The 24967-nt window shown below is 57.7% G+C and carries 25 protein-coding genes and 7 tRNA genes; 6 read left to right on the top strand and 26 right to left on the bottom strand.

Going from position 1 to position 24967, the window contains the following annotated elements:
* Window positions 1-71: 71 nt before the first annotated feature.
* The 10 genes from QP904_RS00970 to QP904_RS01015 form a co-directional block, all read right to left on the bottom strand.
* The gene (locus QP904_RS00970) at window positions 72-617 is read right to left on the bottom strand and encodes an adenine phosphoribosyltransferase (RefSeq protein WP_023021438.1); all 546 of its coding nucleotides are present in this window, start codon (window positions 615-617) and stop codon (window positions 72-74) included.
* A 54-nt stretch (window positions 618-671) separates the two neighbouring features.
* The gene (locus QP904_RS00975; RefSeq protein WP_200287415.1) at window positions 672-2339 is read right to left on the bottom strand and encodes an ABC transporter substrate-binding protein; all 1668 of its coding nucleotides are present in this window, start codon (window positions 2337-2339) and stop codon (window positions 672-674) included.
* A 53-nt stretch (window positions 2340-2392) separates the two neighbouring features.
* Window positions 2393-3553 carry a protein translocase subunit SecF gene (gene secF, locus QP904_RS00980; protein WP_200287413.1) on the bottom strand — a complete coding sequence of 387 codons (1161 nt, stop codon included), beginning with the start codon at window positions 3551-3553 and terminating at the stop codon, window positions 2393-2395.
* A gap of 2 nt (window positions 3554-3555) precedes the next feature.
* Entirely contained in the window at window positions 3556-5448 is a 1893-nt protein-coding gene (secD, locus tag QP904_RS00985) for a protein translocase subunit SecD (protein WP_284835380.1), read from the bottom strand.
* Window positions 5449-5686: 238 nt separating this feature from the next.
* Window positions 5687-6049, bottom strand: coding sequence for a preprotein translocase subunit YajC (gene yajC, locus QP904_RS00990; protein ID WP_284835381.1), 363 nt, complete (start codon window positions 6047-6049; stop codon window positions 5687-5689).
* Window positions 6050-6122: 73 nt separating this feature from the next.
* Window positions 6123-7202 carry a Holliday junction branch migration DNA helicase RuvB gene (ruvB, locus tag QP904_RS00995; RefSeq protein WP_259824625.1) on the bottom strand — a complete coding sequence of 360 codons (1080 nt, stop codon included), beginning with the start codon at window positions 7200-7202 and terminating at the stop codon, window positions 6123-6125.
* Window positions 7203-7227: 25 nt separating this feature from the next.
* Complete coding sequence (gene ruvA / locus QP904_RS01000) at window positions 7228-7845, bottom strand: Holliday junction branch migration protein RuvA (protein ID WP_259824626.1); 618 nt, start codon at window positions 7843-7845, stop codon at window positions 7228-7230.
* 33 nt (window positions 7846-7878) lie between these two features.
* Window positions 7879-8445, bottom strand: a complete 567-nt coding sequence (gene ruvC / locus QP904_RS01005; RefSeq protein WP_086587570.1) for a crossover junction endodeoxyribonuclease RuvC — start codon at window positions 8443-8445, stop codon at window positions 7879-7881.
* Window positions 8446-8635: 190 nt separating this feature from the next.
* Complete coding sequence (locus tag QP904_RS01010) at window positions 8636-9391, bottom strand: YebC/PmpR family DNA-binding transcriptional regulator (RefSeq protein WP_023021430.1); 756 nt, start codon at window positions 9389-9391, stop codon at window positions 8636-8638.
* A 93-nt stretch (window positions 9392-9484) separates the two neighbouring features.
* Window positions 9485-10357 (bottom strand): acyl-CoA thioesterase, encoded by an 873-nt coding sequence (locus QP904_RS01015; protein WP_259824628.1) that lies wholly within the window; start codon window positions 10355-10357, stop codon window positions 9485-9487.
* A 182-nt stretch (window positions 10358-10539) separates the two neighbouring features.
* Here QP904_RS01015 and QP904_RS01020 point away from each other — a divergent pair, with 182 nt between their 5' ends.
* Entirely contained in the window at window positions 10540-11853 is a 1314-nt protein-coding gene (locus QP904_RS01020) for a glycosyltransferase family protein (protein ID WP_524811222.1), read from the top strand.
* A 14-nt stretch (window positions 11854-11867) separates the two neighbouring features.
* Here QP904_RS01020 and QP904_RS01025 read toward each other — a convergent pair whose 3' ends face one another.
* The 16 genes from QP904_RS01025 to QP904_RS01100 form a co-directional block, all read right to left on the bottom strand.
* Window positions 11868-12329, bottom strand: a complete 462-nt coding sequence (locus tag QP904_RS01025; protein WP_086587568.1) for a hypothetical protein — start codon at window positions 12327-12329, stop codon at window positions 11868-11870.
* Window positions 12329-13432, bottom strand: a complete 1104-nt coding sequence (locus tag QP904_RS01030) for a glycosyltransferase family 4 protein (protein WP_023021426.1) — start codon at window positions 13430-13432, stop codon at window positions 12329-12331. Before QP904_RS01030 ends, QP904_RS01025 begins: the two co-directional genes overlap by 1 nt.
* Window positions 13432-14376 (bottom strand): phosphatidylinositol mannoside acyltransferase, encoded by a 945-nt coding sequence (locus QP904_RS01035; protein WP_200287397.1) that lies wholly within the window; start codon window positions 14374-14376, stop codon window positions 13432-13434. Before QP904_RS01035 ends, QP904_RS01030 begins: the two co-directional genes overlap by 1 nt.
* A 40-nt stretch (window positions 14377-14416) precedes the next feature.
* The gene (gene pgsA / locus QP904_RS01040; RefSeq protein ID WP_049360666.1) at window positions 14417-15022 is read right to left on the bottom strand and encodes a phosphatidylinositol phosphate synthase; all 606 of its coding nucleotides are present in this window, start codon (window positions 15020-15022) and stop codon (window positions 14417-14419) included.
* On the bottom strand, window positions 15015-15614 hold the full coding sequence (locus QP904_RS01045; protein ID WP_023021423.1) for an HIT family protein: 600 nt from the start codon (window positions 15612-15614) through the stop codon (window positions 15015-15017). The genes pgsA and QP904_RS01045 overlap by 8 nt, the downstream gene beginning before the upstream one ends.
* Window positions 15601-17664: a threonine--tRNA ligase gene (gene thrS, locus QP904_RS01050; protein ID WP_284835383.1), complete on the bottom strand. Its 2064-nt coding sequence runs from the start codon at window positions 17662-17664 to the stop codon at window positions 15601-15603. Before thrS ends, QP904_RS01045 begins: the two co-directional genes overlap by 14 nt.
* Before the next feature lie 77 nt (window positions 17665-17741).
* Entirely contained in the window at window positions 17742-18968 is a 1227-nt protein-coding gene (locus QP904_RS01055; protein ID WP_023021421.1) for a Dyp-type peroxidase, read from the bottom strand.
* Window positions 18969-18970: 2 nt separating this feature from the next.
* Window positions 18971-19573, bottom strand: coding sequence for a copper chaperone PCu(A)C (locus tag QP904_RS01060; RefSeq protein ID WP_284798553.1), 603 nt, complete (start codon window positions 19571-19573; stop codon window positions 18971-18973).
* Complete coding sequence (locus tag QP904_RS01065; protein ID WP_023021419.1) at window positions 19573-20139, bottom strand: copper resistance CopC family protein; 567 nt, start codon at window positions 20137-20139, stop codon at window positions 19573-19575. Before QP904_RS01065 ends, QP904_RS01060 begins: the two co-directional genes overlap by 1 nt.
* Window positions 20140-20341: 202 nt before the next feature.
* Window positions 20342-20569 carry a hypothetical protein gene (locus QP904_RS01070; protein ID WP_023021418.1) on the bottom strand — a complete coding sequence of 76 codons (228 nt, stop codon included), beginning with the start codon at window positions 20567-20569 and terminating at the stop codon, window positions 20342-20344.
* Between the two features lie 103 nt (window positions 20570-20672).
* Window positions 20673-20748: transfer RNA gene (locus QP904_RS01075), tRNA-Gly, on the bottom strand.
* A 44-nt stretch (window positions 20749-20792) separates the two neighbouring features.
* Window positions 20793-20864: transfer RNA gene (locus tag QP904_RS01080), tRNA-Val, on the bottom strand.
* Between the two features lie 27 nt (window positions 20865-20891).
* Window positions 20892-20962, bottom strand: a tRNA-Cys gene (locus QP904_RS01085).
* A gap of 30 nt (window positions 20963-20992) precedes the next feature.
* Window positions 20993-21068, bottom strand: a tRNA-Gly gene (locus QP904_RS01090).
* Between the two features lie 38 nt (window positions 21069-21106).
* Window positions 21107-21178: transfer RNA gene (locus QP904_RS01095), tRNA-Val, on the bottom strand.
* 46 nt (window positions 21179-21224) lie between these two features.
* Window positions 21225-21300, bottom strand: a tRNA-Gly gene (locus tag QP904_RS01100).
* Between the two features lie 245 nt (window positions 21301-21545).
* Here QP904_RS01100 and QP904_RS01105 point away from each other — a divergent pair.
* The 5 genes from QP904_RS01105 (at window position 21546) to msrB (ending at window position 24956) form a co-directional block, all read left to right on the top strand.
* Window positions 21546-21620 (top strand) — tRNA-Val (locus QP904_RS01105).
* 72 nt (window positions 21621-21692) lie between these two features.
* Window positions 21693-22595 (top strand): DMT family transporter, encoded by a 903-nt coding sequence (locus QP904_RS01110; RefSeq protein ID WP_200287391.1) that lies wholly within the window; start codon window positions 21693-21695, stop codon window positions 22593-22595.
* A 72-nt stretch (window positions 22596-22667) separates the two neighbouring features.
* Entirely contained in the window at window positions 22668-23366 is a 699-nt protein-coding gene (locus QP904_RS01115; protein WP_023021416.1) for a pyrimidine reductase family protein, read from the top strand.
* Window positions 23367-23372: 6 nt separating this feature from the next.
* Window positions 23373-24524 (top strand): glycosyltransferase family 87 protein, encoded by a 1152-nt coding sequence (locus QP904_RS01120; protein WP_200287389.1) that lies wholly within the window; start codon window positions 23373-23375, stop codon window positions 24522-24524.
* Between the two features lie 9 nt (window positions 24525-24533).
* Window positions 24534-24956, top strand: coding sequence for a peptide-methionine (R)-S-oxide reductase MsrB (gene msrB / locus QP904_RS01125; RefSeq protein ID WP_023021414.1), 423 nt, complete (start codon window positions 24534-24536; stop codon window positions 24954-24956).
* Window positions 24957-24967: the final 11 nt, after the last annotated feature.

Here is a 24967-nt window from a genome sequence, read left to right on the forward strand (position 1 = left end):
CTTCACAGTGCCACGGGCCATATTGGCCTCATATTCGTCTAGATCGTGGGATCTAGCTTAGACACTTCATCTTAGTCTGTGGCATTTAGCACAATGAGCGGCGGGCCGGATAAACGCTCACGCCCATTGAGGCCTTTGACTTCCAGCACAACGACGTTGCCGGCAACCTCGGCACCCGCAGACTCGAGCAGAAGTTTCGCACCATGGAGGGTGCCACCGGTGGCTAGGACGTCGTCGACAAGCACTACGCGCTTGCCCTTGATGTCGACGCCGCTGGCCGGAATCTCCAGCGCCGCCGAGCCGTATTCCAGCTCGTATTCCTCGGTGTATACCGGAGGAGGAAGCTTGCCCTTCTTGCGGATGGCTAGGATACCCAGGCCCATCTTGTAGGCCACGGCCGAGCCGAGGAGGAAGCCACGGGCATCTAGGCCACCGATCATTTCCGCGCCCAGTTCCTCGCAGGCGGCCGCTAAGCCGTCTACGACGGTGCGAAAAGCCTCTGGGTCTGCCAAAACTGGGGTGAGATCTTCGAAGAGGATACCCTCCTCTGGGAAGTCTTGAACGAGGCGAACCTTATCCTTGAGAGCCTGTGCTGCTGATTCGTAGTGGGAACTCATAATCTTCCTTGAGAAATAATTGCGAGAGGTCGTTAACGGCCGCTGTTGCGGGTCCTACTTCTTTTCGGTTGGAGCGGTGCTACGCCAGCGATCCATATTCCAACCGATGCCCGAGACGCCAGTGTACGGCAGGACACCTTCCACGTCGCGGCGGACGAGGAAGACACGCGGCTGCGCGGAGAGCGGAATGGACGGAATATCCTTCCACAAAGCTTCTTCTGTCTTCTTAAGCTCCGCAGAGTTTTTCATACTAGCTTCGACCGCGGAGTACTCCGTCTGGGGATCTACCGGTCCAAGGAAAGCGTCGACGGTAGGTGCCCAGGTTTCTGGATCCATTTCCAGGTAGTGCTGAGACATAAACTCCGCAGACGCATCCTCGATGGTGATTCCGGCCGGCTCACAGGATGCACGGAGCTGTTCCACCATAGCTGCGTAACGCTTATCCGGTCCTAAGTAGCCGACCTTGATGGTCGTTCCATTCAGATTCCCCGCCTGCGCCAGATCGGTACCCTGGTGCTCCTTACCCACTTTGTCGAGGCCGCCGGCAACCGGGTTGGTGACGGAAACGGTGCGCACATAAGCCGGTGGCACCTCTACGCCAGAGGCCGCGGAGCTTGCCTGAGCCACCGCCTGCTGATCGACGCACGCAGCGAAGCTCTCGCGCGCCCACGGCTCGGCGAATACCCCAGCCTCAGACAGCGTCAGCGTATCCGTTAGCTCGCCTACCATTGGGGTAGCTTCATAGGAGTCCTCCCCTGACTCACTTTGATTCCGGTCAAGCCAGTCAGGGGTTGCATTGGCGGCGTCGACCACGCGCAGTGCCCCCTTATCTACCAGCTTGTGCGCGTCAGCATCCGCTGGCCACACCACAACGTGGTCCTCGGCTGGCGCATCCCCAAAGTATTTTTCGTTCGCTTTGAGGATAACCTCGCCCTCATCGCCTATCTTGTCGATGACATAGGGGCCAAAAGACACTTGCAGTTTTGGATCGAGTTGATCCTTTGCCACGGAAAAGCCATACCGCCATGCCTGAGCAACTGGATCTAGCGCCTGCATATCTTCGGCTGCCAGCGCCGCATTAAGCTCCTCAAGGCTCAACCCAGCCTTTTCTGCCAGCGCATGGGCGGGCATGACCGTTCCGGCGCCAAACATATGGCGCCAGCGCTGCCCCTGATCCTTATTAAAGGTCAACGTAAACGATTTGCTGTGGGGTTCGCAGCTGAAATTCGCAATGTCATTCATCAGCGGCATATGGGAGGCGAATTCAGCCGGATGGGTGCCGGCAACGTAAGTCAAATAGTAATCATCACAGGTCACGGGAGTGCCATCGGAAAAGACGGCATCCTCGGCCAAGGTCAGCTGGACGCTGCGCTGGTCGCTGCCCTCAGCGGGCGGGAGCTCTTCCGTTTCTACTAGGTCTGCATTGGGGATCAATTCGCCCGCGGGACCAGGTACGAAAAGGCCAGGATATAGGCGCGTGGACAACAGTCCGGCGGAGCTGGCAGAACCAAAGGAGGTGCCTGCGTTGGTAGTGGCCAGACGGGAATTTACCTGGTACCCAAAGTATCCATAGGATTCTGGTTCCTGGGGCGCAGCCGAAGACTCATCCTCGCCACCCTGCCCGCTGCAGGCAGATGCAGCCAGGGCGAGTGCGGATACGCATGAAGCAAGGGCCCGCCTCCCCCTATGACGTCCTCCAGAACTGCTCTTTTCCTTAAGCATGGTTATGTGCCCTCACTTCAGCTAGCGATCCGCCTGAAATTTACTACCGGAAGTTACCTGCCTGGCCGCCACGTTGCGCCAGGGTGTCCGGTGGACTCCGCCGATTCGGCCTCATTGCCAGCCGGGGTGGACTGAGCACTTACTGGCGAAACCACGGTGCGCCCCGCTGCGGGTGCGTCATCTTCTGCAGCACCCTTCTCATCCTTACCAGCACGGTAGTCCGCTACTCGCTTATTGTGGCGCTTAGTCTTCTTGGACATATTGGCGAAGGTGACAACCAATGGCGTAGCGAAGAAGATGGAGGAGAAAATACCCTCAACCACACCGATGAGCTGGATGAGTGCCAAATCGCGCAGGGTACCAATGCCCATGAGCCACACGGCCACCACGAAGAGCGCGATAATCGGCAGCGCAGAAATCACCGAGGTAGAAATCGAGCGCATGACCGTCTGGTTAATCGCCAGGTTCGTCAGCTCAGCAAAGGTCTTCTTGCGCTGTCCCTCCAGGCCTTCCGTGTTCTCGTTGATCTTGTCAAAGACGATGACCGAGTCATACATGGAGAAGGTCAGGACGGTAAGCAGACCGATAATGACAGCAGGGGAAACCTGGAATCCGAAGAGCGCATAAATGCCGGCAATAATCACGCCGTCTGCAATCAGGGCGATGATAGCGGCAAAAGCCATGTTCTTCTGCAAGCGAATGGCCACATAAACGGTGGCAGCTACCAAGAAGACCAGCATGGCGATAAGCATGCGCTGGGTAATGGCAGAACCCCAAGACTCAGATACCGTGGACGAACCGATGGCATCCGGGGTGGCCTTACCTTCTTCATCCTTCGGCTTAAAGTCCTCGTAGATAGCGGTACGAGCCGCATTCACCTCTTCTTGGCTGAGGCGTTCGGAGACAATCTCCAAGGTCTCGGAGTTGCCGGAGCCTACGATATGTACCTGCTCGGGTTCTACGCCGGTGGAATCTTCAAAGACGCGTCCTACTTCTTCTTCCTTAAGGTCCCCTGCCGGCATGGACAGCGTAGTGCCGCCTTCGAAGTCAATCGAGAGGCTGAAGCCGCGAATTAGGATTGCGGCCACGGCCGCCACGATCAGCGCGGCGGTGATGCCGTACCACAGCTTGGTGCGGCCAATGAAGTCATAACCGCGCTCATCCTCGTAGAGGCGGTCCATTCGGGAAATCTTGTGCTTAGTCGAAACAGCCATGCTTATTTCTCCTCATCTTCCGCAGCATCAACGGGACGTGCGGTTCCTGCGGCAGTATGTGCTGCCGTTTCTGTGGTGGCTGCCTCCTTGGTTGCGGAGGTTTTAGTGGAGCCTGCTTTGCGATGCCCCGAGCCGAAATAGCCGCGTTCACGACGCTCTTCCACCAAGGCGTAGATACCGCCAAGGCCGTTCATCGAAGGCTTGGCTGCAGCTGGACGGCGGCCCACCAACTGCATCAGTGGTGCCATAACCAAGAAGGATACGACAAGGTCGAAGACCGTGGTCAAGCCCATGGTAAAGGCGAAGCCCTTAACCTCACCGATGGCCAGGAAGTAGACCACTACGGAGCCGATGAGGGTCACCGCGTTACCGGTCACGATGGTCGCACGAGCACGCTCCCACGCCTTTTGCGTAGCGGAGCGGAAAGTGCGTCCCTCTAGCAGCTCATCCTTGATGCGCTCGTAGTAGACCACGAAGGAGTCAGCCGTTGCACCCACACCGATGACTAGACCGGCAATACCGGAGAGATCCAGTGAGTAACCAATCCAACGACCCAGCAGCACCAAGGCACCATAGGTCAACAGGCCAGAAGCAATGAGGAAGACGAGGGAGACGCCGGCCAGTGCGCGGAAGTAGTACAGCGAATAAGCCATCACGAGAACCAAGCCGACCAGGCCCGCGATAAGGCCGGCTTGCAGGGCGGCCTTACCCAGTGTCGGCGGAATGGACTCAATGGTACCGCCCGGCTCGCCATTTTCACCGGCGAAGGACAGCGGCAGTGCGCCATACTTCAAGTTATTGGCCAGGTTCTGTGCTTCCTCCTGGCTGAAATCACCAGTAATAGAGGTTGCGGACCCTACTGGAGTTGCGCCCTGGATCACCGGTGCAGAGATAACTGCGGAGTCAAGGGTAATGGCGACTTGGTCGTTGAGGTGTTCCTTGGTGAGGTCCGCCCACGTCTGGGAACCGTTTGGGCCATCTCCGGTCTTGAAAGAGAAGTTGATCTCCATTTGACCGGTTTTGTTGTTCATACCGCCTTCGATAGGACCATTGGTATTGATCTCATTGCCGGTTAGGCGGGTGCCATTTTCATCCTTGATGCCGTTAAGAAGTGGCGCGGGCTCGAGGACGTACGGGTTGCCCTTGGAATAATCACAGGTAACAAATGGCTTAGCCGGATCGTCCGCGCCAGCCAGCGGATCGGTATCGCCCTGACAGGTCATCAGCATCGAAGCTGCGGCTTGGGTCGTCGGATCCTCGGACTGGCGGTCCTTGAGCAACATCTCCGTGATTTCATCACGGCGCTTCGACTGCTCAATGGAGTTGCTTGGCTCATCCAGGGGCTTAGCGCTGACCTTTGGAGCCTTCTTCTCCTTTGGCTTCTGTCCGGTCATCTGCGCTTCCTGCGCAGAGATGGCCTTGACGCCTTGATCCATCTGCTTGTTCGCTTCGTCTGCGCTCAGCACGCCATACTTTACCCAGCGGTTGGCCATGTCTTCTAGCTCCTTATTGAGCTTGCCCATATCCGGCATGGATGGCTTAGCCACTGGGCGGAAGAAGAGTTGCGAGGTCTTACCTACGGCCTGTGCTTGGGAAGCGTCCTCTCCTGGCACGGTAATAACCAGGGTATTGCCGTTAATGACAACCTCAGAGCCAGAAACGCCCATACCATTGACACGCTGTTCCAAGATGGTGCGTGCTTGTTTGAGCTGGTCCTGAGTGGGTTCCTCGCCTTGCGGAGCAAGCGTTACGCGAGTACCGCCCTGCAGATCAATGCCGAGTTTCGGCGTGCTTTGACGGCTACCAGTAAGAAAGATAAGCGCATAGATAACAACCACAATGAGAACGAATAACGCGATAGCGCGCTTCGGCCATTGGCGTTGGCTATTTTTCATAGCGCGACGGGGTGATGCGGACAACGATAATCTCCTGTGCTGCTTATAACAGGGTGCTTAGACAATAAATACGGCCCGACCGGATGGCGCAGGCACGTCAACAACGCACAATCGTACGTCATGAGACGGAATTTTCCTTAACGAGGGCCAGAAAAGGCCCAAAGTGTGATGGGGTCTACGCTCCATAAAGTTCCCACCCACCTAGCAAACGTTAAGATAGTTCTCAGGAAAGGCGGGTCTAGTTCTTCCCCTCGCCGTCGAACGGAGGGGTATTGCCATCAGGCAGGTTATCTTCCGCATCGCCGTTTGCTTCCTCAGCAGCTGCTGGGCGCTCGAGCTCATTGGCTTCCTGCTCGGTGCGGATCACGGCCATCTTGTCAAAAGTAACCACCACTCCTGGGGCAATTTCTAGATCCACATTCTTGTCACTGGTGCTACGCACCACGCCATGTACACCGCCCGCGGTGACGATGGAATCGCCCGGCTTGAGGGAGTTTTGTAGGGCCTGCATATCATTTTGGCGCTGGCGCTGCTTTCGCATGGCCATGAAGGAGGGAATGACGAACAGGACGCCAATAATGATGAGAATGATGATTTCCATAGCTCCCTAGTGTGCCAGACGGAAGTGGACACAAAAACCCAGAGTGCTTGACCAAGCAGGCTGGCGCCTGGAATTAAAACAGGCCGGCTGCCCCCTCAGGAGGAGTAAGCCCCAAGTGCCTCCACGCGGCGGCGGTAGCTACGCGGCCGCGTCCTGTTCGCGCAATCATCCCGGCACGCACCAGGTAGGGCTCACACACCTCCTCCACCGTCGAAGGTTCCTCGCCCACCGCAATGGCAAGGGTGCTCACGCCGACTGGTCCGCCGCCGTGCCCCTTAATCAAGGCATCGAGTACCGCCCGGTCCAAGCGATCGAGGCCCATTTCATCCACGTCGAAGACCTCGAGCGCCCCCTGGGCCGCACTAAGATCAATCAGACCCGAGCCGTTGACCTCGGCATAGTCGCGAACGCGGCGCAGCAGACGGTTAGCAATACGCGGGGTGCCACGCGAACGAGAACCAATTTCTACCGCTGCATCATGGTCAATGTCTACGTCTAAGATGTGCGCCGCACGCTTAATCACCTGAGTTAAGTCAGCCGTGTCGTAGTACTCCATTTGCGCAGTAAAGCCGAATCGATCACGCAGGGGGCCAGTAAGCATGCCGGCGCGTGTTGTAGCTCCTACCAGGGTAAAAGGCGGGATTTCCAGCGGAATGGAGGTGGCACCAGGCCCCTTGCCCACGATGACGTCAATACGGAAATCTTCCATCGCCATATACAGCATTTCTTCTGCTGGCCGGGCAATGCGGTGGATCTCGTCGATGAAAAGCACGTCACCCTCCATCAGATTTGAAAGCATGGCGGCCAAATCGCCGGCGCGCTCTAAGGCAGGCCCCGAAGTCATACGCAGCGAGGTCCCCAACTCCTGGGAGATAATCATCGCCATGGTGGTCTTACCCAGACCAGGCGGGCCAGAGAGCAGAACGTGGTCCGGCGTAACTCCGCGATTCTTAGCGCCTTTGAGCACCAGGGAAAGCTGCTCGCGCACCTTGGGCTGGCCTATAAACTCATCTAGCGACTTCGGGCGCAATGACCGCTCAATATCATGTTCCTCGGAGTGTGCGGTCGCTTCGACGTCGCTATTGCGCTGCGAGGAATGCGCCGCGTCGACGCCGTCGGGGAGGTTAAATTCGGTGCGCTCAATATCGGACATGATTGTTCAGCCTTCCTACCTACCGTTACTTTTTCTTGCCCAGCTGCGCTAGAGCCGCACGCAAGAGGGAAGACGTATCGGCATCAGGGTTCTCCGCGTATGCCGCTTCCACCACAGGCCGCGCTCCCTTATCAGTAAACCCAAGACCAATGAGCGCTTCCGTCACGCTTTCTACCACGGCCCCGCCGGCTGGCGCGACGGCGGTATCGCTGGCACCTGTAGTAGAGGGCTCGCTTGGCGCAAAGGCCGCCACCTTATCTTTCAGCTCCAATGCCAAGCGCTGAGCCATACGCTTACCGACGCCCGGGATAGATTGCAGCGCCTTCACGTCTTCCGCACCAATCGCTGCAGCGAGCTCCCCAGCGCCCATGACCGAAAGCGCCGCCAAGGCAAGCTTTGGTCCGAGCCCCGACACGGATTGCAGAACTTGGAACATCTCGCGGTCCTCATCAGCGCTAAAGCCATAAAGAGTCAGGGAGTCTTCCTTGACCACCAAGTTGGTGAGAACCGTAGCTGGTTCCCCGCGGCGCAAAGTGCCCAGCGTTTTTGGGGTGGCCAAGAACTTGTATCCCACGCCTGCACAATCGATGACCCCATGGTCGAGTCCAATATGGATTACCTCTCCACGCAGTGCAGCAATCATTGGCTTCCTATCCTTTTCTCTCAGTAAATTTCTCTACCGCTTCTTAGCTTGTCCGCGCACGCCACTTGTCTTGGCCCCAAGCCCAAGACCATTCCGGTCCATCCGCGCAATGGCAGGGGCACGCCAGCAATGACATACGGCCAGGGCAAGTGCATCGGCGGCGTCGGCAGGCTTGGGCGGCTCCGTCAACCCCAGAATACGGGTGATCATAGTGGTCATCTGCTTTTTATCGGCGCGCCCATTTCCAGAGATTGCCTTTTTCACCTCGGATGGGGTGTACATATACACCGGAATGTCGCGCTCAGCTGCAGCCAGCACCAACACCCCTACCACGTGGGCAGTTTGCATGACCGTGGAGACCTGGCCACGTTCGAAGACGCGCTCGATCGCTACTACATCCGGCGTATAGTCATCCATCCATTCTTTCGCTGCCACTGAAAGACGCAGGAGGCGCTCCGTTAAGTCTTTATCGCTAGGGGTACGAACCACGCCTACAGAAACCGGGAGGATTGCTCGGCCGCGACCAGCTTGAACCACGGAAAGTCCACAGCGCGTCAAGCCCGGGTCAATCCCCATCACGCGCATTCCTTCTAGGTTCATCTCTCCCCCATTGTCATGTCAGCGCCTTATCGCACCGCCTACTGCCCCCCCATTATGGACTACACACAGGTGTTCTACAAACGTAGCAGTCCACCCCACCATAGCGAAGCGCCGGCAGCGCCTCCGGCGAGCAATTCTCGCGGAGCGCTCCCGGCGCTACATAGCCGCCGCTATTGCGGCGAAGAGGTGATTAACCCTCGTTCAACTCGGCTAGTACCTCATCGGACAGGTCCATGTTGGTGTAGACGTTTTGCACGTCATCGGAGTCTTCCAAAGCATCAATGAGGCGGAAAATCTTCTTGGCATCATTGGCATCAAGCGGCACCTCAACAGAAGCGCGGAAGTCATTATCAGAGTCATCGACCTCAATATCGGCTTCCTTGAGCGCGTCCTTAACGGCCTGCACATCCGTCGGGGCGCAGACGATCTCAAACTTCTCGCCCTGGTCCTTTACCTCTTCCGCGCCAGCTTCTAGCACGGCCATCAAAACATCGTCTTCCGTCAGCTCACCCTTTTCTATTAGGACGTAGCCGGTACGGGTGAACATATAGGCCACGGAGCCGGATTCGCCCAAGTTGCCGCCGTTTTTAGACATAGCGGTACGCACGTCGGTCGCCGCACGGTTGCGGTTATCCGTAAGGCACTCAATGAGCATGGCCACGCCGTTGGGGCCATAGCCTTCGTACATGATGGTTTCCCAGTCGGCGCCGCCGGCTTCCTCACCGGATCCACGCTTGCGAGCACGCTCAATATTGTCATTGGGGACGGAGGCCTTCTTGGCCTTCTTGATCATGTCATCAAGGGTTGGGTTAGCCGCTGGGTCACCACCGCCGGTGCGGGCCGCCACTTCGATATTCTTGATCAGCTTGGCAAATTCCTTGCCACGCTTTGCATCGTTGGCAGCCTTTTTATGCTTGGTAGTTGCCCATTTCGAGTGGCCTGACATGTAGTCCCTTTCTAATCGGGTGCTGAAACTGGTGGCAATTATACGTGTGCTGCATGAATGCGTGAAAGCGACCCCCTTATAAGCGGGGCATATTTACACGTTGTGCCAATTGCCATGGGCGGAACCGCTGCCCAGCTTTTCATCCAAGAAGCGTGTAAGGCCCTCTTGATTGACCAACGCCACCAATTCGCCCTCCTCCGTAAAGAGCTTGCCGCGCGCAATTGCCGTTCCTTGAAATGCTGAGGGTGATACTTGCTCATATAAGAGCCATTCATCCACGCGAATAGGACGCAGGAACCAAATGGCATGGTCGAGGCTGGCCAACTGCACTTTCTCTCCTTGATGCGGAAGGAGCGCGGAGCGGATGAGAGTCATATCCGACATGTAGGTCAGCGCGGCGCGGTGGAAAGCCGGATCCTGCGGAAGCTCAACGGTATTGCGAAACCAGATATGACGAAATCCTGCACCGGTGCGTTCCGCTGCCACAGGGTCTCGGCCTTCCTCTGGTACCAAGCGGATATCCCATTCCTCCCACTCTTTGAGGATGATGCGGGTGGAGTAAGGCGCACCGCCACCGGAACGAGCTGTTTCTTCGGGCCCAGGTACCTCCGGCATGGGATCTTGGTGCTGCGGGCCGCAGTCCCCATTGCGGTGGAAGCTCGCCATGGCAGAGAAAAGTAGCGTGCCCCCTTGGTAGGCGCGTACCTGCCGGTTGGCAAAGGATCTACCGTCCCGAATGCGCTCGACCCGCAACTCAATCGGCCGGCTCGCGTCACCAGGCCCCACAAAATAGCCGTGCAGGGAGTGGACCTCTTTCCCGGAAACGGTGCGTTGGGCCGCAGCCACTGCTTGGCCAGCAATATGTCCGCCGAAAGTACGCTCAATCCGCGACTCCACCGCCGGGCCACTAAAGACATCGTCCGCTCCCGTTTCCTCTATGTCCAAAATCTCGCGGATGGCCGCCATCTCCACACTCCCAATGTCCTAAATCACTACCGCTAGCAATTGTCGTCCACACTACTAAAAGGTCGAGCCGCCGATTCCTTTTCTCATTATCTCTCCCCCATTTTTTGGCATAAGTGGAAGAATTTTCTAGAAGAAACTATGTCCGCCACCGAAGTGAGCGCTCTTTGAATAAAGTCTTTTGGGTGAAACGCCTCGCTTCTGTTCCTGCAGTTTGGATTGGGTGGGTTATCGCCCGCCTGTGCCTTGTATATCTACTCAAGATTGACCACAGTCCCAGGGGCGATGTCGCATATTATTTTGCGGGTATCTACGGCGACGACCCAACTCAAATGACCGAGTACCCTCATGCAGGCACGTGGCCTACGGTGCTTTTGGGGTGGCTCACCGGTGAAAATATCACCGCTTTCTATATCGGCTTTACCATCATGACGCTGCTTGTCGACGCCGCGTTTTTAGCCCTGCTGCTGCGCCACCATCCCACCCAACCGCGCGCTTTTTGGGCCGCTTGGTTCTGGGTTTTCTTCGGCACCGCGGCCGGCCATGCCTTTGTGTGGCGCCTCGATATTTTCCCCGCCCTAGCCGTCGCCGGAGCAGCCGCCCTTCTGGCTACCCATCCCCTTATTGCCTCGGCGTTACTGGGCTTTGCCACCACCATGAAGCTTTGGCCCGGAGCGCTCGCCGCAGGCTTAGTGGGCCGCTTCAATAGGTCTGCGACCTGGCAACGTCTGCTCACATTCTTTTGCACCATCATTGCTGTGTGCGCCGCTACGGTCGCAACCTGTGGCACCGAACGCTTACTTTCACCTTTAAACTACCAGGGCGTGCGCGGTCTCCAGTTGGAGTCCATCCCGGCGACCTTCCTGTTGCTGCAAGCCCATCGCCACCCCGGCCGCTGGGATTTGGGCTACGCCGCTTCCAAGAGCTTTGAGATCTCCGGGCCCGGCGTGGATACCGCCATCAGGTGGAGCACCATAGCGATCATTATCATGCTGGTGTTTGCGGTGGGATGGGCGCTCTACCGGCTGTGTGCCGGCGGATGGACCACGCGCACCACCATGGCGTTCTTTAGCGTTATGGTCTTGCTCCTTATCGCGACCAATAAGGTTTTCTCCCCGCAATACATCGTCTGGCTCGGCCCGCTGCTTGCAGTGGTGATCCGCCAGCGACTTCCACAAGGGTTTACTACCTTGCGGGTAGTCCAAGGCCTGCTGGCGGTCTGCGCCATTATCGCCGCCGCGCTGGGTACTTTGATCTATCCGTTTAACTACGACTACATCTGGCATTACGTGGGCGAGAATATGTTCCCCGTGTATCTCTTGGTGGCCCGCAATATTCTCATCGTGGTTATGGCCATCATTGGGCTTATATGGTTTGCGCTCGAGGTGGCGCTGGCTGGGAAACTGGAACGTGCAGGAATTCACCAGCCACACGCGCCAAGCGCCCTGGCACAGCCAGTTTTACGCCGCCGAGGCGGCCGGCACTCGCTTCGGTCATAAAGCCGCTCAGCAGGCTACTCAGCCAGCATGTAGTCAAAGTATTCCGGCAGCTTTGCGGTGCCGCCCAGATGGAAAAGCCGCACCGCAGGGCGCAGACGCAAAGCGCGAGTATCGCTGACCGCTTCGTTATAAAAGCGGTGGGCGAGCTGGATACGCCCTTCGGCGTCGGCAAGCGCGGCGGGGCGGCGCTCTGCGGGAAACTCCCGCACAATGGCGGCCGAAAGCTCCCGCTCGGCCAGCGTGCGCGGTTCGAAGTGGCCTTGGTAGAGTTCGGTGGATTCGGCTCTTTGGGCCAGGGCCGCCAGCCCTGGTGCTACTGCCGCTGTGACCGCTGCCCTGCGGTCTAGGGCCGCCTGTAGCTGTGCCAGCGAGGCATCGGTGCGAATGTGCAGTGAGTTGAGCCGCTGAGCGGTAAAAAGCGCCCAGGAGCCCACGATGATGAGCAGAAAGAGGACTAGCGCAATTTCAATGGCCATTAGCGCTTCACCCTCACCTTGGTTCCGTCCTGGACGGTTTCATAGACCTGCATAACAGCTGCTGCCACATGGTCCCAGTCATACGTGCTGGCACGCTCGACGCCATTGCGTGTCAGCCGAACCCGGTACTCGGCATCATCAAGCACCTCACTTAAGACGCGCACCAGATCTTCACTATCCTCATTGCGGAAGAGTGCGCCGGCAGGCTCATCAGAATCGGCGTTGCACACCGCGCGGAAGGCTTCAAGGTCAGAAGCAACTACTGCCGCGCCGGCCGCCATGGCCTCTACTAACACAATGCCGAAACTTTCGCCCCCGGTATTTGGGGCCACGTATACATCGGCGCGGCCGAGGATCTCGGCCTTTTCGGCATCGCTGACTCGGCCGACGAAATCTACGCCTTCGACCTCGCGAGCACGGCCGCCACCCATGATGGTAACGCGGAGGGGGTGGTCTATCTGGCGGAGCGCACGAAGCAGGATATCCAGCCCCTTGCGCGGCTCGTCGAGCCGGCCTAAGAAGACTACTTCTAAAGGATCTCCGGGGGCCTTGGCTGGGCTGCGGCGCCGTGCCTGCGCGTATACCGATGTATCCACGCCGTTGGGAATGAGGACTGGGTCTCCGCCCAATTGCTCCACCTGCCAGCGCCGCGCCATATCTGAAACCGCGATACCGCCGCGGATCTTTTCCAAAAAAGGCGCGAGGAAAGGCTTGGCAAGGGTCAAGACCAGCGAGCTCGACGCGGAGGCGTGATACGTGGCCACCAACGGTCCCTGCGCTACGGCCAGCGCGGTCATGGAAAAGCTCGGGGAATTGGGCTCATGGATGTGCAAAACATCAAAGTCGCCATCTTTGATAAAGCGTTTGACCTTGCGCGTTACCTGAGGTCCGACGGACAGGCGGGCCACCGAACCGTTATAAGCAATGGGAAAAGCCGGGCCTCCCTTGACCACAAAATCAGGCAGCGGCGTGGAGTCAGAAGCGGGGCCGATGACTTGAACATAGTGCCCTTGCTCTATATATACAGTGGCTAGATCAAGGATATGGGCTTGAACTCCGCCCGGTTCATCAAAGGAGTAGGGGCACACGATGCCGATCCGCATTATTTCTCGCCTTCCTGCCGTGCACCAGCGTGGCGGCTATCACGGGCCTTGTGCGCGGCGCGCGCTTGCCGACGCCTCTCAATATCGACATTCCACTGCGGCTGCAGCATATGCCAATCCTCCGGATGCCGGCGAATATTGGCAGCGAAGCCATCGGCCATGCGTTGCGTAGTCTCTTGTACGTTTGTTACCTCAAGTTCCGGAGACACCGATAGGCCCCAGCCCTCTCCCTTAAACCATGAGTGCACCACATGGAGGGCGGCACCAGTCTCCAGCGCAAGGCGGGCGGGTCCGGCGGCCATATTGGCCTCCTCCCCCATGAAATCTACGCTCACACCACTTCGAGTCAGGTCACGCTCGGCCAGCAGGCACACCACGCCGCCAGCTTCTAATACTTCTTTGAGGCGAGCAAAAGGCGAGGCTTCGCCCCCGGTGAGGGGAAGGACCTCAAAACCGAGGGTTTCGCGGTAGTCCACAAAGGCGTCGAAAAGCACTGCGGGCTTCAAGCGCTCTGCGACAGTGGTGAACTGGCCATAGTGGCCCACGAGGAAGACACCCGCCATGTCCCAATTACCCGAATGTGGGAGGGCCAAAATAGTGCCGCGTCCGGATTGAGCGGAAGCATCAAAATGCTCGAGACCTTCCAAGCCGCTGAGTAAGCGCTCGTGCAGGCTGGCATCGCCGTGGATAGCCGGCAGGCGGAAGGCCTCCATCCAATAGCGCATATAGGAGCGAACGGAATCGCGTACCAGCGCGCGGGTAACGTTTTCTGGCCCCACCACGCGGGCAAGGTTGCGGCGCAAGCCTTCCATTCCGCGGCCATTGCTGCTGGCAAAATCTGCGCCCCACCGAAACAGCGTGCGCGCAATGGGCTCAGGCAGCCGACGCACCACCTTCCACCCCGCGAGGTAGCCCGCCGCGGAGAGGTCTTCTTTATCCCACATGGTGTTAAAACCTCCTGGTTTTTCGGTGGTGCTCAGCGAGCTAGTGCTGCTCCTGGCGGGCAGCGATGACCATGCGCTGGCACACGGTAAAGATGGAGCCAACGGCAAGGATCCACAGCGCTACCTCGATAGCATGCGGAACGCCAAGGCCCTCAAGGCCAATGCCGCCCAAGCCCAAGATAAGCCGCTCAGGGCGCTCGATGAGGCCGCCGACCATCTTGAATCCAGACGCCTCTCCCCTAGCCTTGATATAGGAAATCACCTGAGAACATACCAAGGTGACAAAGCAAGCGATGACCGTAATGCGGGAAGAATCCGCGGAATAAATCAGCCACCACGCAATAGCGCTAAACAAGGCACCATCGGTGATTCGATCGCAGGAAGCATCCAAGGTCGCGCCAAAGGCGGTGGCTTTGCCAGTCAAACGCGCCATGGTGCCGTCGAGCATGTCAAAGGCGGCAAAGAGGCCGGATAATACGGCAGCGGAAAACAGGTGACCGGTAGGAATGAGGATCACCGAAATAGCAATGGTGACAATGGTTCCCACAATAGTGACCACATTCGGGGTCAGGCCCAGCTTTAAAAAGGCCTTCGCTATAGGTTCCACCACCACGGCGGCGGGCTTTCGCCCATGCACGCTAAGCACGCGAATCCTCCTCTTCCATCTCGCGCCAACCTTCTGCCAGCACGCGGCGTGTATCCTGCAGAAGCTGCGGTAATACCTTAGTCCCATCAAGGACAGTCATAAAGTTACTATCCCCAGGCCACCTTGGCACCACATGCAGGTGCAGGTGATCTCCCACGGAGCCTCCTGAAGAGCGCCCCAAGTTCAAACCTACGTTAATGGCCTCGGGGTGAGAGACGCGTTTGAGTACCCGGATAGCCTTTTGCGCAAACTCCATCAGCTCTTGAGATTCCTCTTGCGTTAGGTTCTCAAGCTGAGATTCTTTACGGTACGGCACCACCATGAGGTGTCCAGCGTTGTACGGAAAGAGGTTTAGCAATGCATAAACACTCTTGCCACGGGCGATGATGAGCCCGTCTTCGTCGCTACCCTGCGGGGCGGCAACGAAGGGGTCCTCAGAGCGCTTGGCTATATAAGCCATGCGATAAGGTGCCCACAGCCGCTCTAGACGGTCCGGTTCGCCCGCGCCTGAGTCAACGAAGGTCCCCTCCGCCGCTCCATTGTCGAAAGCGGCGGAGCTTTTGGTCTCGCGCGTCTTTTTAGCGTCGGGCACTGATGAGCTCTTCAGTCGGCTGCTCGTTATTGCGTTCTGCGACCCACGCAGTGATGAGCCCCACAGCCTCATTCACCGGCACACCATTGACCTGGGTGCCATCTAGGAAGCGGAAGGACACGGCGCCGGCTTCCACATCGCGAGCACCGGCGACCAGCATGAATGGGACCTTAGCGGTGGTGTGATTGCGAATCTTTTTCTGCATGCGGTCATCGGAGGTATCCACATCGGCGCGGATTCCCTTCTGGCGCAGCTGTGCGGCAACTTCTTCAAGGTGCGGGGAGAATTCATCGGCCACCGGGATGCCCACCACCTGGTGCGGAGCCAGCCAAGCTGGGAATGCGCCAGCGTAGTGCTCCAGCAGCACACCAAAGAAACGTTCAATGGAGCCAAAGAGCGCACGGTGAATCATGATCGGGCGCTTCTTTGTTCCGTCCGAAGCGGTGTATTCCAGCTCGAAGCGCTCGGGCAAGTTGAAGTCCAATTGCACGGTAGACATCTGCCAGGTACGGCCGATGGCATCGCGGGCCTGGACCGAAATCTTTGGACCGTAGAAAGCTGCGCCTGCTGGGTCCGGTACCAGCTCCAAGCCAGACTTTTCCGCGACCGACTGCAAGATGGAAGTCGAGCGCTCCCAAATCTCGTCGGAACCGACGAACTTATTCGGATCCTTGGTGGAAAGCTCCAGGTAGAAATCAGACAGGCCATAGTCCTTCAGCAAGGAGATGATGAAGTCCAGGACCTTGGTGAGTTCTTCTTCCAGCTGTTCTTCGGTGCAGTAAATGTGCGCGTCGTCCTGGGTAAAGCCGCGGGCACGGGTCAGACCGTGGACCACGCCGGACTTTTCGTAGCGGTAGACGGTGCCGAACTCAAATAGGCGCAGCGGCAACTCGCGGTAGGAACGGCCACGGGATGCAAAAATCAGGTTGTGCATCGGGCAGTTCATGGGCTTGGCGTAGTAGTCCTGCGGCTCCTTGACGGTATTGCCTTCTTCGTCATACTCGCCATCGAGCTGCATTGGTGGGAACATTCCATCGGCGTAGAAGTCCAGGTGGCCCGACTTCTTGAAGAGAGCACCCTTGGTGATATGCGGAGTGTTGACAAAGGAATAGCCGGCCTGGACGTGGCGGTTGCGAGAGTGGTTTTCCATCTCCATGCGCACGGTGGCACCATTCGGGTGGAATACCGGGAAACCGGAGCCAATCTCATCTGGGAAGGAGAAGAGGTCTAGCTCTTGGCCCAAGCGGCGATGGTCGCGCTTTTCAGCCTCTTCCACCATGGTCTGGTAGGCCTCCAGGGCCTCCTTGGACTCAAAAGCGGTGCCGTAAATGCGCTGCAGGCCAGCCTTAGACTGATCTCCGCGCCAGTATGCAGCAGAAGAGCGGGTTAGCGTGAAGGCCGGGATGTACTTGGTGGTTGGAACGTGCGGTCCGCGGCAGAGGTCGAACCACTCTACTTCCCCGGTGCGCGGGTTGATGTTGTCATAGTGGGTCAGATCGCCAGAACCAACCTCGGCGGCCTCATCGGAGTCAGGGTCAACGTTGCCCTTGTCCTGGACCAGCTCGAGCTTGAAGGGTTCTCCGGCAAGCGCCTGCTCCGCTTCTGCAGCGGATTCGTAAACGTGGCGCTCAAAACGCTGGCCTCCCTTAATGATCTTCTTCATGCGCTTTTCAATCGCCTTGAGATCTTCCGGGGTGAAAGGCTCCGCGGTTTGAAAATCGAAGTAGAAGCCATTTTCAATGGCCGGGCCGATGCCCAGCTTGGTGCCGGGGAATTCGGCCTGCACGGCCTGTGCCATGACGTGGCCGCAGGAGTGGCGGATTACCGCGCGACCGTCTTCCTCGCAGGCGGCTACCGGGGTGAAGGTGGATTCCGTGTCGGGGGTGTGCGACAAATCAAAGAGAGTGCCGTCTTCACCGCGAACGACTACGACAGCCTCAGGGCCCTTATTGGGAAGATTGAGCTCTCGCATTGCTGCGCCCACGGCCTGGCCGGCGGGCACGGTGAAGGAATCGTAATTGACCGGTACTGCGGGAATGAGTTCCGCCATAATCGCGCTCCTTTATGCGCTCGTGCGTCGGCGGCATACCTGGCCGCGTCCGCTATTTAAATTTACGGATAGCTATTCTACAACCCTGCATACTCGCAAAGCGATTTCGCCCACCAAGATTCACGCCCATCCGCGTCGAGGGTGCCCGGCGGGCAGAAATACATAGCGGAGCCGATATGGGTCAGCCACTCATTCATCAGGTCAGATTTATCCAAACGGGCCTGGATAGGCTCGAATTGCTTGGTGGGATCCTGCTGATAGCAGATGAAAACCTGGCCGATATTGGAAAGCTGCCCATCCTTGCCATCGGGGGCCAGCTCATAGTTATACGGCCGGCGTAGGATGCGTTGCTCCGGATGATCAGCAGGTGGCGCGGCCACGGCCATGTGCGAGTTTTTATCAATCACCGGCAAGCCGTAGTCATCTACCGCATCGAAATCTGCAGCATCAAATTCTTCTTCACCGGTAAGCGGGGCGCCGGTGTCAAGCTTACGGCCCACCGCATTTTCGCGGGAGGAGCGATCCAGCTTCTCCCACGTATCCACGTTCATGCGAATGCGACGCACCACCATGGCCGTTCCCCCTTGCGCCCACTTCGGCCCTTCATCGATCCACACTTGGGCTGCAAAATCTTCCTCGCTGCGCGGGTTAACGGTGCCGTCCTTTTGCCCGAACATATTGCGCGCAGTAGCGCCCTTTTCGTGGCTGCCATAGGCATTAATAAATCCCTGCTGCAGCCACTTCACACTGGCATAGTGCTCACCGGCTCGCACCATGTGGCGCAGTGCATAAGTATTCATCAACGGGTCATCGCAACAAATCTGAAGGACAATATCGCTTTGTCCCCATTGTCGTTGCAGCTCATCACGCTTAAAGGAACGCACATCTCCCAACCAGTGTGGTTTCTCCACGCCGAGCAGGGAGAATACCTTCTGACCTAGACCGCAGGTGATGGTCAAGTTGGCGGGCTGTTGCACCATTTCCGGTTCCAGGGTGCCCAGCGGCGGCTCCCCCGTACACAGCGCGCGGGCGTCCTCGGTCCACAGCTTCATGAGGTTGGCAAACTCTCGCTTGTCGACGCCCCTTTTAAAGTCAAACCCCACCAGATTCAGGTGAGCCTGCTCTGCGGTAGCAATGCCCGCCTGATGCTCGCCGTCAAAAGCCACGAGGGCGTCGGCAAGCGCAGGCTGTTCCTGTGCCCCAGCATCCGGGGAAGAGCCCTGGTTATTGCAGCCTGCCAACGCGAAGGCGCTGGTCGATACCGCAGCGCCAGTGAGAAATCCCCTTCTGCTGAACCCAGACATGGTTAGTGGTCGTGGCCTTCCTTATTGTGGGACATATCTCCGTGCTCCATGTGGGACATATCGTGGCCTTCCATATCGCCGTAGTCCTCATCCCCGGAAGGCATGCTACGCGTTTGGATCTCGCCCAGATCGAGCTCTTCGCCGCCTTCTAGCTTCACCTTAAGGTCAAGGGATTCGCCGGGAGCGATGTGGTTTCCCATTTCCATGAGCATGAAGTGGTCACCGCCTGGTGCAAGTTCGTGGGACTCGCCGGCCTTGACCACCAACGGGCTCGACATTTCCTGCATCTTGCCATCGACGGTCTCATGGATCTGGTTCACCTTGGCATTAAGACTGGTGGAAAAACCGGTGATAGCGATGTCCTTATCGGTGTGGTTCACCAAGGTGCCAAAAATAGCAGTCATGTCTTTATCTTCGTTGGCACGCACGACCGCGTCTTCGAAGGTCAGGGCCTCGGCTGCGGCGGGGGAGGACTTCTCCGCAGCGCTGGAGGTGGCATCAACCTTCGACTCGGTGGAGTCATTTTGGTTCTGCGGGGAGCAACCCGCCAGGGCAAGGCCGGCCACAGTCAACCCCACAAGGGCAATGCTAGAAATCTTGGACATTATTTTTCACCTTCCGAATCAATGCGACGAGACTTGCCAATAAATAGGGCAACTACTGCGGCAATTGCCAAAACCCCGCCCACGCCCAAAATGATTTTCAGCGACATCGGCAGCCCCTCGGTTGCTTCCTGGTCTGTCGCGTCAGACTCGCCAGCCTCGGGGTTTTCGGCCCCGTCACCTTTAACGGAAAATTCCACACCACCGCGAGTAGCGTGTCCATCCGAAGACGTGATTTGGAAACCCACCTGGTAGTTGCCCGGCCCAGGGTTAACCCCCTCAGGAGTCTCAATTGTGAGGTCTCGTTCATGGAGCTGCGGTTCCTGGCTAAAGAGCTTCTCACCGGTATCGGCGTTGGTTACGGCAAAGGTGTTGAAGTCCTCTTTGGGGATGCCAGAAAACTCAAGGGTGATTTCCTTAGGGAACTCATCGAGTTGATCGCCGTCTTTGACCGAACCGCCAATAACGGAGTCGTGCGCGAATGCGGCAGGCATCGACCCGCCCAAGACCAGTGCGGCTGTGCCCACTGCTGCGGCTGTGCGGCGCAGCCAAGGTACGCGGTAGCCCATAGATAGCTCCTTTGTGATGTTGGAAAAGCACAAGTTGAATTGTCAGACATACTAGCCCCGCGACTTGCCATAGCGGCAATCACAAAAAGCAGCGCGTCGAGTCATATGTCGGCTTGAACTGGGCTCGAGTTCCGCTTCCTTAATAAAAAGAGGTATTTATCACTATTTAAGCCAAGTTGACTCAATTCCAGCGGACCTAGCCTTAGGACCTCTCCCCCTGCCGGGCATTAAAAAACGGACCAGAAACCATCAGAGCAAAAATAACCAGGGCGACGCCAACACCGATGAGCGTCAAAGGCCACGCCCCGCTGCCACTGCCTCCAGCCGCATCTGCCGCAGTAAGGCCCATAAAGAAAAGCACAGTCCCCGAAACAAAAGACGCGAAGCCGCAGGCTCCAACCAATAGCGGTACCACTAGTGCGCGTGACATCTTTCCTCCTCCGCTTTGGGTTATGACTCTTCAAAGGCAAGCGTATCGCACAGCACACGGAAGGAGACAAGAAAAAAGCCGCCCCGTCTCTGGGGCCGCTACATGGAGCGGATGACGAGACTCGAACTCGCGACCCTCACCTTGGCAAGGTGATGCGCTACCAACTGCGCTACATCCGCACAACAAACCGGAGTTTGCTACAGAGCCTAAAAAGAGACTCTCGTGCGCGATACTGGGATTGAACCAGTGACCTCTTCCGTGTCAGGGAAGCGCTCTCCCACTGAGCTAATCGCGCTTAATGCCCGAAGGCATTAAGAAGTTGAGGTGGAAACGGGAATCGAACCCGTGTGCACGGTTTTGCAGACCGTTGCCTCACCACTCGGCCATTCCACCGTGGCGATACCGCCTCACACAATACAGTGTTGGAGCGGATGACGAGACTCGAACTCGCGACCCTCACCTTGGCAAGGTGATGCGCTACCAACTGCGCTACATCCGCATGCGAAACCAGGCCCGGTTTCTAGGACAAAGTCCTTGTGCGCGATACTGGGATTGAACCAGTGACCTCTTCCGTGTCAGGGAAGCGCTCTCCCACTGAGCTAATCGCGCGCTATTCACTTAGAATCACTCTTCACAGGTAGCCCTTTGAAAAGCGTGGAGCGGATGACGAGACTCGAACTCGCGACCCTCACCTTGGCAAGGTGATGCGCTACCAACTGCGCTACATCCGCATTGCGCCGCAAACTTTTATTCCGTTGCGGTGCGAGAAGAAACATTATCGTGCTCCGCGCCAGTTTCCAAATCCCCAGCCCAGCGCCTTGCTTTTAACCGCCGATATTCCACGTTTGTACGTTCCCAAATCACACCGGTGTGATTCTTGTGGACCGCAGGCGCCCAGCCGCCTCCCGCTCATGAGTAGCCCTACGCAGCCAATTAGGTATTTGAATTTCAAGCGGTGTACATTTAGCCACCGCACGGTCCTATAGCTCAGTGGGAGAGCGTTCCGTTCACACCGGAAAGGTCACTGGTTCAATCCCAGTTAGGACCACCACTTCCCCGCCCTGCACTCCACTTCACAGGTAGCTTGGGCGGGTTACTTTGTGTGCCGGTAAGGTGTTCCGTCGTGTTGTGGATCCTTTTAGGCGTTATCGCTGGGCTCGTTTTGCCCGTACAGACCCTGGTTAATACACGCTTGCGCTTATCGACGGGCACCCCCTTTTCTTCTTCGCTTATCTCTTTCGCCGTGGGCACGGTGACCTTGCTCGTTATCGCCACCGCTGTCACCGGCGGTGAATTCGGCCTTTCCCGCACAGCTGGCCAACCACTGTGGATATGGTTCGGCGGTTTGCTCGGCGTAGTTGCGCTTACTGGGAATATTCTCCTATTTCCCCACTTGGGTGCCGTCCAGACCGTAGTTCTTCCCATCGCCGGCCAGATCATCATGGGGCTCGTCATCGATCACCTTGGGCTCTTTGACTCCCCTATATCCCCGCTGACCGTGGTTCGCATGCTAGGGGCTCTCATCGTCCTAGGCGGAGTAATCGCCATCGTCGCCGGCCCCGGCGCGCCCACGAAGCGTGAGGACAGTGCCACAGCGCTGTGGATGTGGCGCTTAGCGGGGTTTGTTTTTGGCTGTTTTACTGCAAGCCAATCCGCGATCAATGGTCACCTGGGCCAGATTACTGGCTCACCTGTTAGCGCGGCTTTAGTTTCTTTCAGCGTCGGGGTATCTGCCCTTGCCATTGTGAATATTGTTCTACGCTGGCGACCTCGCATTGAGCGCCCCGAGGGGAAGAACAATCCCTGGTGGATGTGGGTTGGTGGCGTCCTGGGTGCGTTGTTTGTTTTTGGCAACGCGGCTTTGGTACCACAACTGGGCACGGGGCTTACCGTGGTCGCGACTCTGCTCGGCTCCATGCTGGGGTCCCTACTCATTGATCGCTTGCGTGGCGCCCGCGTAACGCTGCGCCAGGTAGCCGGCATTGCAGTGATACTGGTCGGCGTGATTCTCATCCGTCTGGTGTAGCCCGTCTTGCTGAGGTTATGGCGCTGTTATTGCCATGCTGGGCACTCGCCGCTCTGGCTACACTGGGATGACATGGATATCTCTTCGCTTTTGGGTCCTGATTCCCGCGGCACATTCACCATCCGTACGAATATGGTCAGCACGTTGACCGGATCGGCGACGATGAACCATGTCTCAGAAGACATGGGAAATGACACCGATGGACAACTTTTTGCAGCTCTACGGGACTGGGCAGACGTGGTGTTGGTGGGCGCGCAAACGGTGCGCGCAGAAGATTACTCCGGCGTTGTTCCTAGCACCGATGGCTCGCGTCCAGCTCCTATTGCAGTGCCTTCTCGCAGCCTTGATTTCGATATCGACTCGGACTTTTTTACAGACTTTACTACCCCACCTGTCATCTTGGCCCCACACAGCAGCTGGGAGGATGAAGACATCGTTACCCGAATCGAGGCTATTGAAAGCACGGGGGCGGAGGTCTGCGATGCCGGTGAAGGAAGCGTGCGCGACTACATATCCGTCCTGAAGGATCGCGGGTTTAAGCGCGTGCTATGTGAAGGCGGACCAGGAATGATTGGGCAATTAGTGGACGCCGATGCGATTGACCAGATGTATTTGACCCTGGATCCGCATCTGTCTACCGGCGTAGAGACTCCGATGGCTACTTTTAAGGGCGAGCATTCCCACCGGCGCATGCAGTTGGAAAATGTCGCGGCCGATACGGATGGCACGGTGTTTCTGCGGTATTCCCGCACCCGCGAGGACGTAGACTAAGGCGCCGTGAATTCCCGAATCAGTGTTGCCGCTTGGCCCGTGGCCGTATTGCTCGTTGTGCACCGCGTATTCATCATTGCGCGCAACGGCACGCCAACGGATGATTTCACCACCGTGTATAACGCGGTGGCGCGCATGTCCAGCAGCCAGCCGGTCTACGAGCAGGCCTATAATCACGTTGACCCGCTGTATCTGTATACCCCGGGAGCCACGCTGCTGCTTGCGCCATTAGGGCACCTAGACTTCTCACTTGCGCGAGGACTATTCATCGTGGCGAATGCGGCCGCGATCATCGCGGCACTGGCGGTGCTTACCCTTATAGTGGACCGCAAGCTCACCTCGCCCGTGTGGCCGGTATCTATTGCGCTGGCGTTTGTCACGGAGTCAGTGACCAATACGCTTGCCTTTACCAATATCAACGGCGTTCTCTTGCTGTGTCTGGCCGTGTTTTTGTGGGCCTTTTTGCGGGCCGAGCGCACCCCGTGGTTGGGCTGGGTGGCAGGCGTGGTCATTGGCCTTGCCATCGTCATTAAGCCGCAGTTTGCGCCGCTGCTCTTCCTGCCCTTGGTAAAGCTCCAGTGGCGCAGTCTCGCCGAGGGCATCGGAGTTCCGGTGATTCTCAATCTACTGGCGTGGCCGGTGGTGCCGGGCGCCAGCGGCTTTTTCGAAAAGCTGCTGCCCTATCTTTCGGAAACTCGTGACTATGCCAATTCTTCCTGGGCGGGTTTCCACGCCTACGTTAATTTTGGCGCCGGGTTGTATTGGACCGTGTGGCTGATTTTTGCCGGTCTTACGGCCGCAGCGATTCTCGGGCTTTTACGCTGGCGCAACTCCGACCCAACCTTGTGGGCACTGACCACTAGCGGGGCGATAATGGTGGGAATTTTCTTCCTGTCTTCCCTAGGCCAGCAGTACTATTCCATGTGGCTTTTCCCGCTGATGTTTACCGTTGTGCTCCCGCGCTCGGTATTTCATTCCGCAGGAGCGTGGTTGGCGGCATTTCTCTTTTTGGCTCCGGTCTCGTGGGCGTCTACAGCGCACCCGGATGCTGGGCGGTGGATGAATTTTTTCACGGCCACGGCAGGATGGGCGCTGCTTATCGTCGCAATTTTCGCTACGGTCGCTGGCTGGTGGCGTGCCGCGCGCAGAGCGGTTTAGACTCGGCCCATGACCGATTTCAAGCTCATTGCTGATACCGAATGGCGCCAGCGCTTAAGCCCCGAGGAATACTATGTTCTGCGTGAGGCAGGTACGGAGCCGCCCCATGTAGGCGAGTACACCAATACTACTACCGAGGGTGTCTATTCTTGCCGCGCGTGTGGAGCGGAGCTTTTCCGTTCCACGGAAAAGTTTGAGTCCCATTGTGGCTGGCCGTCTTTCTTCTCCCCGCTTGCCGGAGACAAGATCATCGAGCGAGAAGATAACTCGCTAGGCATGCGCCGAGTAGAGGTCTTGTGTGCCAACTGCGAATCGCACCTAGGCCACGTCTTTGAGGGCGAGGGCTACGACACCCCTACTGACCTTCGCTATTGCATTAACTCCATTTGCCTTGACCTGGAGGAAAAACCGGTAGAAGGTGGCACCGCTTAAAGGGCCTCGAC

The organism is Corynebacterium nasorum (assembly GCF_030229765.1).
Taxonomy (GTDB): Bacteria; Actinomycetota; Actinomycetes; order Mycobacteriales; family Mycobacteriaceae; genus Corynebacterium; species Corynebacterium kefirresidentii.